Genomic DNA, 12949 nt, shown 5'->3' on the forward strand with positions numbered 1-12949 from the left:
CGTACGACTTTGGTCGCTCCCTCGCCTCGCGGAGCCCGTCCGGGGCCCCCGGCTGCGTAACTTTGTCGATATGACGCGCACCGAGTACCGCTGGCTGCTCCCCTCGGCGATGGCCGATCCCGAGCTGCCCGGCGACCGGCCTTGGACGTGGACCAGGTCCCGGCGGACCGTACGCGACTGGGCCGTCGACCTCGTGGCCTTCCTCTGCGCCGCGTTCTTCGGCCTGCTCGTCCTCGCCGCGATCGAAGCCGACGACACCACGGCGGACGTGGTCGTGCTGGTGGACTCGGTGATCGGTGCGGCGGCCTGCTGCGCGCTCTGGCTCCGGCGGCGCTGGCCCGTCGCGCTCGCCGGCACCCTGACCGTCGTCTGCATCGTCGAGCCCGTCGCGGGCGGCGCGCTGATGGTGGCCCTCTTCAGCCTGGCCGTCCACCGCCCCTTCAAGCCGGTGGCGCTCGTCGGGGCGGGCGCGCTGGTCGTGGCTCCGCTCCAGCCGTTGCTGCGCCCCGACCCGGGGACTTCCTTGGTCGCCTCGGCCATCATCGGAGTGCTGCTCATCCTGCTGGTGCTCAGCTGGGGCATGGTCGTACGCTCCCGGCGCCAGCTCGTGCTCACGCTGCGGGAACGGGCCCGCCGCGCCGAGGCCGAGGCGGAACTCCGCGCCGAACAGGCCCAGCGGCTGGCCCGCGAGGCGATCGCCCGCGAGATGCACGACGTCCTCGCCCACCGGCTCACCCTCCTCAGCGTCCACGCCGGGGCCCTGGAGTTCCGGCCCGACGCCCCCACCGCCGAGATCGCCCGGGCCGCCGGGGTCATCCGGGACAGCTCCCACGAAGCTCTCCAGGACCTGCGGGAGATCATCGGCGTACTGCGCGGGCCCGGCGACACCGGTGAGGGCGAGCGACCGCAGCCCACCCTCACCACGCTCGACGCGCTGATCGACGAGTCCCGGCAGGCGGGCATGGAGGTCGTCGTCGACAACCGCGTCCCCGATCCGCAGGACGCCCCCGCCGCCACCGGCCGCACGGTGTACCGGATCGCTCAGGAGTGCCTGACCAACGCCCGTAAGCACGCGCCCGGAGCCGAGGTCACCGTCACCGTGACCGGCGGACCCGGGGACGGGCTCACCATCGAGGTCGCGAACCCGGCCCCCGCCGAGCCCTTCGAACGGGTCCCCGGCTCCGGCCAGGGCCTCATCGGCCTCACCGAACGCGCCACGCTCGCCGGGGGCCGCCTGGAGCACGGCCCCACGGCGGACGGCGGGTTCGCGGTCCGGGCCCGGCTGCCGTGGCCCTCGGCGTGAGGCGGGGGCGGGGGCGCGGGTGCGGTGTGCTGCGCGGGCGGGGGCGCGTGCCGCGCGGGACCGGCCGGCCGCTCGGCTCGTTACGGTGTCCGTCATGAACACCCCGGCCTCACCGACCCCTTCCGCCTCCCCGCCCGTGCGGCTGCTCATCGTCGACGACGACCCGCTCGTACGGGCCGGGCTCGCGCTCATGCTCGGCGGGGCCGACGACATCGACATCGTGGGGGAGGGGGCGGACGGCAGCGAGGTCGCCGCCCTGGTCGAGCGGCTGCGCCCCGACGTCGTACTGATGGACATCCGGATGCCCGGCGTGGACGGCCTCACCGCGACCGAGGAACTGCGCCGCCGCCCCGACGCGCCCGAAGTCGTCGTCCTCACCACCTTCCACGCCGACGAGCAGGTCCTGCGGGCCATCCGCGCCGGAGCGGCCGGATTCGTCCTGAAAGACACCCCACCCGCCCTGATCGTGGACTCGGTCCGCCGGGTCGCCGCCGGAGACCCGGTGCTCTCGCCCGCTGTCACCCGGCAGCTGATGGCCCGTGCGGCGGGCGGTGCGCCGGACGACCGGACGAGCCGAACCGAGCGCGCCCGCAAGCGTTTTGAGCAGTTGGCGGAGCGTGAGAAGGAGGTGGCGGTCGCTGTCGGACGCGGAGGTTCCAACGCGGAGATCGCCGGCGCGCTCTACCTCAGCGTCGCCACCGTCAAGACCCAGGTCTCGCGGATTCTGGCCAAACTCGACCTCAACAACCGGGTGCAGATCGCCCTGTTGGTCCATGACGCCGGACTCCTCGACGCGGACGGTCAGGAGACGGGCGGCCTACGCTGAACGGACCGCCCGGAAAAGGGACTACTGACGGGAACAGGGGGCTGACCACGGTGGCTGTGCTCGATCTGCGGGATCTGCCGGATTTCACGGCGAACCCCTATCCCTACTACGCCAAACTGCGCGCCGAGGGTCCTGTGCACGTCCTGCGCACCGAGCAGATGGAACGCGTCTGGCTGGTCGTCGGGTACGAGGAGGCCCGCGCGGTCCTCGCCGACCAGCGGTTCGGCAAGGACTGGCGGACCACCGGGCGCTGGGCCGGCGAAGCGAAGCCGATCAACGCCAACATGCTGGAGCTGGACGCCCCGCACCACACCCGGCTGCGCAGGCTCGTCGTCCGCGAGTTCACCGCCCGGCGGATCGAGGCGCTGCGCCCCCGGGTCGCCGAGATCACCGCGGAGCTCCTCGACGCGATGGTCCCGGCCGGCTCCGCCGACCTCGTCGACGCCCTCGCCTTCCCGCTGCCGATGACCGTCATCTGCGAGCTGCTCGGCGTCCCCGACATCGACCGGGAAGCCTTCCGTGCGCTGTCGGGTGCGGTCGTGAGCCCGACCCCGGGCCAGCGGGAGGGCGACGCGGTCGGCGCGATGGGCGCCTACCTCGTCCAACTCATCGAGGACAAGCGCCGATCACCCGGCGACGACCTGCTGAGCGCGCTGATCAGAAGCCGCGACGAGGGCGGCGACGGGCTCTCCGCCGACGAACTGGTCGGCATGGCCTTCCTGTTGCTCGTCGCCGGCCATGAGACCACCGTCAACCTGATCTCCAACGGGGTCCGGGCCCTCCTCGACCACCCGGCCCAACTCGCCGCCCTGCGCGCCGATCCCGGTCTGCTCGACGGTGCGGTGGAGGAGATGCTGCGGTACGACGGCCCGGTGGAGACCGCCACCTTCCGCTTCACCCGGGAGGAGGTGAGGGTCGGCCCCACCGTGATCCCGCACGACGAGCCGGTGCTCGTCGCCCTGGCCTCGGGCGGCCGTGACCCCGAGCGGTTCGAGGACCCGGACACCTTCGACATCCGCCGCACACCGCAGAGCCACCTGGCCTTCGGCCACGGCGTGCACTTCTGCCTGGGCGCCCCGCTCGCCCGGATGGAGGCGCGCATCGCGATCGGGGCCCTGCTGGAGCGCTGCCCCGACCTCGCCCGCGACCCGGCGGGCGGCGAGCCGGACTGGCTGCCGGGCCTGCTGATGCGCGGGGTGCGGCGGCTTCCGGTGCGCTGGTAGGGGAGGGCGCCACCAGGCTCAGCAGCCCGGCCGGCGCGCCCGCCCCGGCCGCGTTCACCCGCCCGGGATCTCCGTCATCGCCACCGGGCGGCGTTCGCGCCGGGAGACCTCGCAGGCTTCGGCGATCCGCAGGGCGTGCAGGGCCTCCCGGCCGTCGCACGGGTTGGCCGACTCGCCGCGCACGACGCGGAGGAAGGCGTCCAGCTCCGCTTCGTACGCCGGGGCGAACCGCTCCAGGAACCCCGGCCACGGCTTCGGCGGAGCGCCCGGGCCCTCCGGCTCGGCCGAGGTCAGCGGCGTACGGTCGTCCAGGCCCACGGCGATCTGGTCCAGCTCGCCGGCCAGCTCCATGCGGACGTCGTACCCGGCCCCGTTGCAGCGGGTCGCCGTGGCGGTGGCGAGGGTGCCGTCGTCCAGGGTGAGCAGGGCGGCGGCCGTGTCCACGTCTCCCGCCTCCCGGAACATCACGGGCCCCCGGTCCGCCCCGGCGGCGTACACCTCGCTCACCTCGCGGCCCGTCACCCACCGCAGGATGTCGAAGTCGTGGACCAGACAGTCCCGGTAGAGCCCGCCGGAGAGCGGGAGGTAGTCGGCGGGCGGCGGGGCGGGGTCGGAGGTGAGCGCCCGTACGGTGTGCAGCCGGCCGAGCCGGCCCTCCCGCACCGCCGCCCTGGCCTCGGCGTACCCGGCGTCGAAGCGCCGCATGAAACCCAGTTGGAGGATGCTGCCCGCCGCCTCGACCTCCGCGAGCGCGCCCATCGTGCCGGGCAGGTCCAGGGCGATCGGCTTCTCGCAGAACGCGGGCAGCCCCGCCCGGGCGGCGCGGGCGATGAGCGGCGCATGGGCGGCGGTCGCCGAACAGATCACCACGGCGTCGGGCAGGCCCCCCGCCTCGCCGTCGCCGGTGAACAGGTCGTCGACCGCGACCGCCGTCGCCCCCGTCCGCGCGGCCGCCGACGCGGCCCGCTCCGGGTCCGCGTCCGCCAGCAGCAGCGTGTCCACGGCGGGGTGACGGCTCAGCACCTCCGCGTGGAACGTGCCGATCCGTCCCGTTCCGATCAGTCCGATGCGCATGGGCCCCAAGGTGGCGTTCGCCCGGTCGTCATGTCAAGCGTTTGTCCTGACAAATGGCGGCCGCATCGATCGACGGCTGCCGCTTCCGCCGATGGATCCCGCTCCCATCGGCGGTACCCGCCCTCCCGCTCCATGGCTTTGTCCGGACAATCGAACTACGCTCGCCCCGTGACCGCACAAGGCAACGATCAGCCGCTGCCGCTGAGCGTGGACCGCACCAGCCCGGTGCCGCTCTACTTCCAGCTCGCGCAGCAGTTGGAGGCCGCCGTCGAACAGGGCCGGCTGGCCCCCGGCACCCTCCTCGGCAACGAGATCGAGCTCGCCGCCCGCCTCGGCCTCTCCCGGCCCACGGTCCGCCAGGCCATCCAGTCGCTGGTCGACAAGGGGCTGATGGTGCGCCGCCGGGGGGTCGGCACCCAGGTCGTGCACAGCCAGGTCCGCCGCCCGCTGGAGCTCAGCTCGCTCTACGACGACCTGGAGGCGGCCGGCCAGCGCCCCGCCACCCGGGTCCTGCGCAACACCACGGAACCGGCCACCGCCGAGATCGCCGCCGCGCTCGGCGTCCCCGAGGGCGTCGAGGTCCACCTCGTCGAGCGGCTGCGCTACGCCCACGACGAGCCGATGGCCCTCCTGCGCAACCACCTGCCCCCGGACCTGCTGGCCCTCCCGGCACAGGAGCTGGAGTCCACCGGGCTCTACCGGATGATGCGCGCCTCGGGCATCACGCTGCACAGCGCCCGCCAGTCGGTCGGCGCGCGGGCCGCGACGGCGGGGGAGGGCCGGGTCCTGGACGAGGCGGCGGGCGCGCCGCTGCTCACGATGGAGCGCACGACGTACGACGCCACGGGGCGGGCGGTCGAGTTCGGCTCCCACGTCTACCGCGCGTCGCGCTACGCGTTCGAGTTCCAGCTCCTGGTACGCCCCTGACCCGCCCCCTCGGCCCGCCCCCACCCACCCACCCAGCCCGTCCGGCGCGCGCACCTGACGCGTCCACCCCCACCCACCCAGCCCGTCCGGCGTTTGAGGACGGAAGCTTCCCCGTGCATACGGGTTGCGCTCACGGGGCCCCGTGCCCCAGGCTCCTGTGTCCGTCGGCTCCACCCACACGAGCATTCCGTCCTCGAACGCCGGACGGGCCGAGAGACGGGCCGAGAGGCGACCCCCGGGCGGCAGCGGGCCGGGCTCGGGGATACTTGGGCAGCCGGGTCGGGACCGTACACTCCCCGGCCCCGTCAAGCGCACAGCGAGCAGCAGTAGAAGGGCACGGCGTCGTGGCAAGGGTTCGGACAGGGGTACGCGCGATGGGCGCCGTGCTGGCAGTGGTGCTGGGCGCCTCCCTCGCGGGATGCAGCAGCACCGGCGGCAAGCGGGCGGAAGAGCGCGCCGCCGAGGCCGCCGAGGGGCGGGCCGCGGTGAACACGCCCCGCTGGACCTTCGCCATGGTCACCCACTCGGGCGACGGCGACACCTTCTGGGACATCGTCCAGAAGGGCGCCGAGCAGGCGGCCGTCAAGGACAACATCAACTTCCTCTACTCGCACAACGACGAGGCCAACCAGCAGGCCCAGCTCGTCCAGACCGCGATCGACAAGAAGGTCGACGGGCTGATCGTCTCGCTGGCCAAGCCCGACGCGATGAAGGCCGTGGTCGCCAAGGCCGTCAAGGCGGGTATCCCGGTCATCACGGTGAACTCCGGCTCCGCCGAGTCCAAGGAGTTCGGGGCGCTCACCCACATCGGCCAGGACGAGTCGATCGCCGGCGAGGCCGTGGGCGACGAGCTGAACGAGCGGGACCGCAAGAAGGTGCTGTGCGTCCTGCACGAGCAGGGCAACGTGGGCCACGAGCAGCGCTGCGCCGGGGCGAAGAAGACCTTCGACGGCACCTTGCAGAACCTGTACGTCGACGGCACCAACATGCCCGACGTCACGGCGTCCATCGAGGCCAAGCTCCAGTCCGACAAGAGCATCGACGCGGTCGTCACCCTCGGCGCGCCCTTCGCCGACGCCGCCGTCCAGGCCAAGCAGACGGCGGGCAGCAAGGCCGAGATCGACACCTTCGATCTGAACGCCAAGGTCGTCACCGGCCTCCAGAGCGACAAGCTCGGCTTCGCCGTCGACCAGCAGCCCTACCTCCAGGGCTACCAGGCCGTCGACCTGCTCTGGCTCTACCGCTCCAACCTCAACGTCCTCGGCGGCGGCCAGCCCGTCCTGACCGGCCCGCAGGTCATCACCGCCGACGACGCCGACGCCCTGGCCGACTACACCAAGCGGGGCACGCGATGAGCAGCACGGCGGCCCCCGAGAAGGCCGACGAGCGGCTGGTGCGCACCTCACCGCTGCGCAAGCTGCTCGGCCGCCCCGAGCTGGGCTCGGTCGTCGGCGCGGCGGCGGTCTTCCTCTTCTTCGCGATCGTCGCCGACAGCTTCCTCCAGGCGTCCAGCTTCGGGACCGTGCTGTACGCGGCCTCCACCCTCGGCATCATGGCCGCGCCGGTCGCGCTGCTGATGATCGGCGGCGAGTTCGACCTCTCCGCCGGGGTGCTGGTGACCAGCTCCGCGCTGATCTCCTCGATGTTCAGCTACCAGATGACGGCCAACGTCTGGGTCGGCGTCTTCGTGTCGCTGCTGGTCACGCTCGCCATCGGCGCGTTCAACGGGTTCATGCTGACCCGCACCAAACTGCCGAGCTTCATCATCACGCTCGGTACGTTCCTGATGCTGACCGGCCTCAACCTCGGCTTCACCAAGCTGATCAGCGGCACGGTCTCCACCAAGGCCATCGGCGACATGGAGGGCTTCGAGTCGGCCCGCGCCCTGTTCGCCTCGACGCTCACCCTCGGCGGCGTCGAGTTCAAGGTGACGATCCTGTGGTGGGCTGCGCTCGTCGCCATCGCCACCTGGATCCTGCTCCGTACCCGCTTCGGCAACTGGATCTTCGCGGTCGGCGGCGAGGCCGACGCCGCCCGCGCGGTCGGCGTCCCCGTCATCCGTACCAAGATCGGGCTCTACCTCGGCGTCGCCTTCGCCGCCTGGATCTCCGGCCAGCACCTGCTGTTCAGCTACGACGTCGTCCAGTCCGGCGAGGGCGTCGGCAACGAGCTGACGTACATCATCGCGGCCGTCATCGGCGGCTGTCTGATCACCGGCGGCTACGGCTCCGCGATCGGCGCGGCGGTCGGCGCGTTCATCTTCGGCATGACCAGCAAGGGCATCGTGTACGCCGAGTGGAACCCGGACTGGTTCAAATTCTTCCTGGGAGCGATGCTGCTCCTGGCCACCCTGCTCAACGCGTGGGTGCGCAAGCGCGCGGAGGCGACGTCATGACGGCCACTTCGGAGAAGCCCGTCGGCCCCCTGGTCGAGCTGGACGACGTATCGAAGTTCTACGGCAACATCAAAGCCCTGGAGCACGTCTCGCTGGAGGTCCACGCGGGCGAGATCACCTGCGTCCTCGGGGACAACGGCGCGGGCAAGTCCACCCTCATCAAGATCATCGCGGGTCTGCACCGGCACGACGCCGGCCGCTTCCTGATCGACGGCGAGGAGACCACGCTCGCCAACCCGCGCGACGCCCTGGACCGGGGCATCGCCACCGTCTACCAGGATCTCGCCGTCGTCCCCCTGATGCCGGTCTGGCGGAACTTCTTCCTCGGCTCCGAGCCCACCATCGGCTTCGGCCCCCTCAAGCGCCTCGACGTCCGGAAGATGCGCGAGACCACCCGTACGGAACTCCTCCGCATGGGCATCGACCTGCGCGACGTCGACCAGCCCATCGGCACCCTCTCCGGCGGCGAGCGGCAGTGCGTGGCCATCGCCCGCGCCGTCTACTTCGGCGCCAAGGTCCTCGTCCTGGACGAGCCGACCGCCGCGCTCGGCGTCAAGCAGTCCGGGGTGGTGCTCAAGTACGTCGCGGCCGCCCGCGACGCCGGGCTCGGCGTGGTCCTCATCACGCACAACCCGCACCACGCCCACCTCGTCGGCGACCGGTTCATCCTCCTCAAGCGCGGCGCGATGTCCGGCAGCCACACCAAGGACGACGTCACGCTCGACGAACTGACCCGGCAGATGGCGGGCGGCAGCGAGCTGGAAGAGCTCAGCCACGAGCTGGAGCGCACCCCGGCCCCCACCCTCCCGGGCAGTCCCGGCGCGCCCGACAGCGCTCCCTGACCGGCGGCCGGCCCCGGCGCGGCCCCGCCCCCGCCCACCGCCGCCCGGGGCCCGGCAGTGGCAGAATCGAGCCCGGCGGGCGCCGTCCGCCGCCGGACGCGACAGCCGCCCGGTCCCCCCAGACCCCCGCAGGGACGATGAGCACGTACCGCGACTTCGCAGACCGCGGCTCCGCCCGCGCCACCGTCCTCAAGACCGTAGGCACCAAGGAACGCCGCTCCCACCTCACCGCCCCCCGCGTCCCCACGGTCGGGATCGACATCGGCGGTACGAAGGTGATGGCGGGCGTCGTGGACGCCGACGGCAACATCCTGGAGCAGCTGCGCACCGAGACGCCCGACAAGTCCAAGAGCCCCAAGGTCGTCGAGGACACCATCGTCGAGCTGGTCCTCGACCTCTCCGACCGGCACGACGTGCACGCCGTGGGCATCGGCGCGGCGGGCTGGGTGGACGCCGACCGCTCCAAGGTCCTGTTCGCCCCGCACCTCGCCTGGCGCGACGAACCTCTGCGCGACGCCATCGCCTCCCGTCTCGTCGTCCCCGTCATGGTCGACAACGACGCCAACACCGCCGCCTGGGCGGAGTGGCGCTTCGGCGCGGGGCGCGGCGAGGACCATCTCGTCATGATCACGCTCGGTACGGGGATCGGCGGCGCGATCCTGGAGGACGGCCAGGTCAAGCGCGGCAAGTACGGCGTGGCCGGTGAGTTCGGCCACATGCAGGTCGTGCCCTCGGGCCACCGCTGCCCCTGCGGCAACCGGGGCTGCTGGGAGCAGTACAGCTCCGGCAACGCCCTGGTCCGCGAGGCCAGGGAACTGGCCGCGGCCGACTCCCCGGTCGCCCACTATCTGCTGGACCGGGTCAAGGGCAACATCCCCGACATCACCGGCCCCCTCATCACCGAACTGGCCCGCGAGGGCGATGCCATGTGCATCGAGCTCCTTCAGGACATCGGCCAGTGGCTGGGCGTCGGCATCGCCAACCTGGCCGCCGCGCTCGACCCGTCCTGCTTCGTCATCGGCGGTGGCGTCAGCGCCGCCGACGACCTCCTGATCGGGCCCGCCCGGGACGCCTTCAAACGCCACCTCACCGGCCGCGGCTACCGCCCCGAGGCCAGGATCGCCAAGGCACAGCTGGGCCCGGAGGCGGGTATGGTCGGCGCTGCGGACCTCGCCCGGCTGGTGGCCCGCCGCTTCCGCCGGGCCAACCGGCGCCGCGTCGAACGGTACGAGCGCTACGCCCAGATCTACGACCAGGCGGCGAGCACCCTGCGCAGCACCCGGTCGACCCGCACCGTCGACTGAGCTGAGCTGAGCTGAGCTGAACTGAGCTGGTACTGGTCTGGTCTGATCACACCAGACCAGGCCAGACCAGACCGGACCAGCTCAGACCGGACCAGACCGGATCTGATCCGAACCGCAGCCGTCCGGATCGGCGTCCATGCCTCTGTACCCCGCATCCGCAGCACGAGGAACCACCTGATCATGATCGATGCCGAGCACCCCGTGGCGCCGCACTCGTCCGATCCGTCCGGCGAGGGCGGGGGCAAGCCGCCCGAGAGCCCCCGCCACGTGTTCCGGCGGCGGTTCATCACCGCCACCATCATCGTGCTGCTCATTGGGATCCCGGCCGGCTATCTGCTGATCTCCGCGGGCCAGAGCCGCCGCTCGGGCAAGGACAAGGAGGCCGAGGCGGCCGCGCAGGGCCTCCGCGAGAGCTGGCCCTCCCGGATGCAGCGCCGGATCTTCGAGGTGCCGGTCCCCTTCTGGGCGTCCGGGGTCCAGTACTACGAGACCAACAACTGGAAGGCCAGCCGGTTGTACGTGAAGTTCCATACGACCTCCGCCGATCTCGACCGCTTCCTCACCGCGACGGGCACCGGCCGCGCGGCCCTGGAGCCCGGGACCATCGACATCAACGACCGGGACATCAAGATCACCGGCTGGTACTTCGACCCTGCGCAGAACTGGGCGAGCACCACGCACCGGAACAAGAAGCCGCGCCCCACCCAGAACATCACGGTCAACATGACCGACCCGGCGAACCCGGTGGTGTACGTCGTCTCCGCGGCGACCCCCTGACCGGAACGGGCGCGTACGGCCGGACGGCCGGTCACCGGCGGGCGAAGCGCCTGCGGTGACCGGCCGTCCGGGTGTGGTGCACGAGGGCCCTCAGCCTGCCGGTGAGCGGCCGGCCCGGGAGCCTGCCGGTACCGGCAGGCCCGTGCTCGGCCCGGGGCGGTACGGGTCAGCGCACGTCGACGTGGTCGCCGTTGCTGGTGGTGCCCAGGCGGGCGGAGGTGGCCGCGTACTGGGCCTTCCAGGTGCCGTCCTTCTTGGCGGTGAAGCCCTTGCTGAAGACGCCGCGGCTGTTCGTGCGCACGGTGGCCAGCTTGCTCCACTTCTTGGCGCCGTCAGCCTTGAACAGGACGGTCACGGACTGGCCGGAGGTGTTCTTCCAGGTGCCGTCCAGGCTGCGCAGGGTGCCCTTGACCGTGATGGTGCGACCCTTGCGGACCGGCTCCGGGGAGGCGTTGAATCCGGCCACCGAGGTGCGCAGCTTGACGTCCACGTAGTCGGAGGAGCTGACGGCCGCGGCACGGTCGGCGGTCCCCGCGTAACGGGCGCGCCAGGTGCCGTCCTTCTGGGCGGTGACCGAGGCCGAGAAGACGCCCGAGCCGTTGCCGGTCACCGTGGCGACCCGGCTCCAGGTCTTGGCGCCCTTGGCCTGGAACTCGATCACGGCGGACGTCTTGGCGAGCGGACGCCAGGTGTTGTCGGTGGCGCCGGCGGTCTGGAGGGTGCCGACGACCTTCAGCTTGCCGCCCTTGGCGACCGGCTCGGGGGAGGCGTTGAACGACTGGATCCGGGCGGGCACCTTGGTGACCGTGAGCGTGGCGGCCGAGGTGGCCGCCTCGCCGGAGGCGTTGACGAACACGGCACGGTACTGGTGGCCGTGGATCGCACCGCTCGCCTTCACCGACAGGCTGGTGGAGGTGGCGCCGGCGACGGGGCTCCAGTTCGCGCCGCGGTCGGTGCTGCGCTCCCAGCGGACCGAGTCGGCGTTGCCCCCGGCGGCGACGAAGGTGGCGGTGGCGCCCGAGCGGGCGGTACGCGACGTGGGGTGCTGGGTCACGACGGGGCTCGGGACGACGGTGCCGAACGTGAGCTTCTGGGCGACGTCCTGGGCCCGCGAGGCCATCCAGGTGGAGTCGGCGCCGTCGTGCGAGTTGAAGCTCGTGACGAAGCAGGCGGTGGTACGGCAGTCGACCGCGGCGGCTCCGCCGGAGGGGGTGAACGTCTCGGTGAGCTTCACCGTCGCGGTGAAGGAGCCGTCCGCGCCGACCTGACGGACCCAGGCGGCGTTGCCGTAGACGCTGGGGAACGTGTTGCCGGGCAGGGCGATCGACTGCGCCAGGTACACCCCGCGTCCGGGCTGGTAGCCCTTGCCGGTGACGGTGACCTGGGTCTCCTCGCCGAGTTCCGTGACCTGGCTGACCGTCAGGGTGGGGACGCTGGTGCCGCCGGCGATCGCGAGGGGCTCCAGCGCCGTGCCCGCCGGGTACATGGGCTGGCCCTGGTAGGCGAAGATGTCCGCGCCCTTGGCGGTGAGGGTCGCCGTGATGCCGGTCCAGTCGAGGGTGGCTCCGTCCAGTGCGCTGGCGGACGCCCGCAGGTCGGCGATCGGCACGCCGGCCGCGGTGACCGGATCCTGGCCGACCAGGTCGGTCGTCACGTCCGTGTACAGCGTGCCTTCGCCGTTGGCGAGGACGATCCGGGGGTTGGCGAGGGTGATGCCGGTGATGTTGTGCTTGGGCACCGAGTAGGTCACCGAACCGCCGAAGCGCACGTTGGCGGAGCGCTTGGCGGGGTCCACCGAACCGTGCTTGACGGGGTACTCGATCAGCCCGGCCGCACCCTGGGTGGCTCCGCCGCCCACGGTGATGGAGCCGCCCATGTTCGTGACGTACTGGACCCAGGACGACTTGAGGGCCCAGGAGGACGCGCCGCTCACCAGGATCGGGGAGGCGGCCGTGGCGGTCCCGTCCTGCTCCGCCTGTGCGGCGGCTATGACGCTCGGGGCGGCGGAGGCGGGAACGGCGAGGACGCCGGCGCCCACGGATACGACGGTCAGCGCGGCGAGTGCGGCCAGGTGGCTGCGGCGGGGCATGGACATGCGCTGCATGTCTCCTTCGGGGGAGGGGCTCGGCACACCCGGGGGGCGGGAGCTGTGCCCTGGACGAATGAGAAGAAGGAAAGAAGGGGGGATACCGGCTTCTTGGAGTGTGGGGACCCGAAGACGACGTCGTCATATTAGGTGAGGCTTACCTAAATGTCACCGTCGGGGTGTCCACTTCTC

The 12949-nt window shown here is 72.1% G+C and carries 11 protein-coding genes; 9 read left to right on the forward strand and 2 right to left on the reverse strand.

Going from position 1 to position 12949, the window contains the following annotated elements; genetic code table 11:
* Window positions 1-70: 70 nt before the first annotated feature.
* From ACLJPL_RS14995 to ACLJPL_RS15005, 3 genes are all read left to right on the forward strand, one after another.
* On the forward strand, window positions 71-1303 hold the full coding sequence (locus ACLJPL_RS14995) for a sensor histidine kinase (RefSeq protein WP_411081316.1): 1233 nt from the start codon (window positions 71-73) through the stop codon (window positions 1301-1303).
* A gap of 94 nt (window positions 1304-1397) precedes the next feature.
* Window positions 1398-2129: a response regulator gene (locus ACLJPL_RS15000; protein WP_411081317.1), complete on the forward strand. Its 732-nt coding sequence runs from the start codon at window positions 1398-1400 to the stop codon at window positions 2127-2129.
* A gap of 50 nt (window positions 2130-2179) precedes the next feature.
* Window positions 2180-3352: a cytochrome P450 family protein gene (locus ACLJPL_RS15005; RefSeq protein ID WP_411081318.1), complete on the forward strand. Its 1173-nt coding sequence runs from the start codon at window positions 2180-2182 to the stop codon at window positions 3350-3352.
* 54 nt (window positions 3353-3406) lie between these two features.
* On the opposite strand, the gene ACLJPL_RS15010 is transcribed toward ACLJPL_RS15005, so the two are convergent.
* Complete coding sequence (locus ACLJPL_RS15010) at window positions 3407-4426, reverse strand: Gfo/Idh/MocA family oxidoreductase (RefSeq protein ID WP_411081319.1); 1020 nt, start codon at window positions 4424-4426, stop codon at window positions 3407-3409.
* A gap of 168 nt (window positions 4427-4594) precedes the next feature.
* Here ACLJPL_RS15010 and ACLJPL_RS15015 point away from each other — a divergent pair, with 168 nt between their 5' ends.
* From ACLJPL_RS15015 to ACLJPL_RS15040, 6 genes are all read left to right on the forward strand, one after another.
* Entirely contained in the window at window positions 4595-5353 is a 759-nt protein-coding gene (locus ACLJPL_RS15015) for a GntR family transcriptional regulator (RefSeq protein ID WP_411081320.1), read from the forward strand.
* Window positions 5354-5727: 374 nt separating this feature from the next.
* Window positions 5728-6708 (forward strand): sugar ABC transporter substrate-binding protein, encoded by a 981-nt coding sequence (locus tag ACLJPL_RS15020; protein ID WP_411081321.1) that lies wholly within the window; start codon window positions 5728-5730, stop codon window positions 6706-6708.
* A complete protein-coding gene (locus ACLJPL_RS15025; protein ID WP_411081322.1) occupies window positions 6705-7748 on the forward strand; it encodes an ABC transporter permease in 1044 nt (347 codons plus the stop codon). The genes ACLJPL_RS15020 and ACLJPL_RS15025 overlap by 4 nt, the downstream gene beginning before the upstream one ends.
* Complete coding sequence (locus tag ACLJPL_RS15030; protein ID WP_411081323.1) at window positions 7745-8590, forward strand: ATP-binding cassette domain-containing protein; 846 nt, start codon at window positions 7745-7747, stop codon at window positions 8588-8590. Before ACLJPL_RS15025 ends, ACLJPL_RS15030 begins: the two co-directional genes overlap by 4 nt.
* Before the next feature lie 137 nt (window positions 8591-8727).
* Window positions 8728-9894: an ROK family glucokinase gene (locus ACLJPL_RS15035; RefSeq protein WP_411081324.1), complete on the forward strand. Its 1167-nt coding sequence runs from the start codon at window positions 8728-8730 to the stop codon at window positions 9892-9894.
* A gap of 180 nt (window positions 9895-10074) precedes the next feature.
* Entirely contained in the window at window positions 10075-10671 is a 597-nt protein-coding gene (locus tag ACLJPL_RS15040; protein ID WP_411081325.1) for a hypothetical protein, read from the forward strand.
* 166 nt (window positions 10672-10837) lie between these two features.
* On the opposite strand, the gene ACLJPL_RS15045 is transcribed toward ACLJPL_RS15040, so the two are convergent.
* Window positions 10838-12766: an HtaA domain-containing protein gene (locus ACLJPL_RS15045; protein WP_411081326.1), complete on the reverse strand. Its 1929-nt coding sequence runs from the start codon at window positions 12764-12766 to the stop codon at window positions 10838-10840.
* Window positions 12767-12949 lie beyond the last annotated feature (183 nt).

This window comes from Streptomyces sp. cmx-18-6 (assembly GCF_046548915.1).
GTDB lineage: Bacteria > Actinomycetota > Actinomycetes > Streptomycetales > Streptomycetaceae > Streptomyces.

What these genes read in the sequence shown, in the direction of transcription:
- ACLJPL_RS15040 (WP_411081325.1), top strand. Translation starts at nt 10,075, where the DNA reads ATGATCGATGCCGAGCACCCCGTGGCGCCGCACTCGTCCGATCCGTCC.
- ACLJPL_RS15025 (WP_411081322.1), top strand. Translation starts at nt 6,705, where the DNA reads ATGAGCAGCACGGCGGCCCCCGAGAAGGCCGACGAGCGGCTGGTGCGC.
- ACLJPL_RS14995 (WP_411081316.1), top strand. Translation starts at nt 71, where the DNA reads ATGACGCGCACCGAGTACCGCTGGCTGCTCCCCTCGGCGATGGCCGAT.
- ACLJPL_RS15030 (WP_411081323.1), top strand. Translation starts at nt 7,745, where the DNA reads ATGACGGCCACTTCGGAGAAGCCCGTCGGCCCCCTGGTCGAGCTGGAC.
- ACLJPL_RS15010 (WP_411081319.1), bottom strand. Translation starts at nt 4,426, where the DNA reads ATGCGCATCGGACTGATCGGAACGGGACGGATCGGCACGTTCCACGCG.
- ACLJPL_RS15035 (WP_411081324.1), top strand. Translation starts at nt 8,728, where the DNA reads ATGAGCACGTACCGCGACTTCGCAGACCGCGGCTCCGCCCGCGCCACC.
- ACLJPL_RS15000 (WP_411081317.1), top strand. Translation starts at nt 1,398, where the DNA reads ATGAACACCCCGGCCTCACCGACCCCTTCCGCCTCCCCGCCCGTGCGG.
- ACLJPL_RS15045 (WP_411081326.1), bottom strand. Translation starts at nt 12,766, where the DNA reads ATGTCCATGCCCCGCCGCAGCCACCTGGCCGCACTCGCCGCGCTGACC.
- ACLJPL_RS15020 (WP_411081321.1), top strand. Translation starts at nt 5,728, where the DNA reads ATGGGCGCCGTGCTGGCAGTGGTGCTGGGCGCCTCCCTCGCGGGATGC.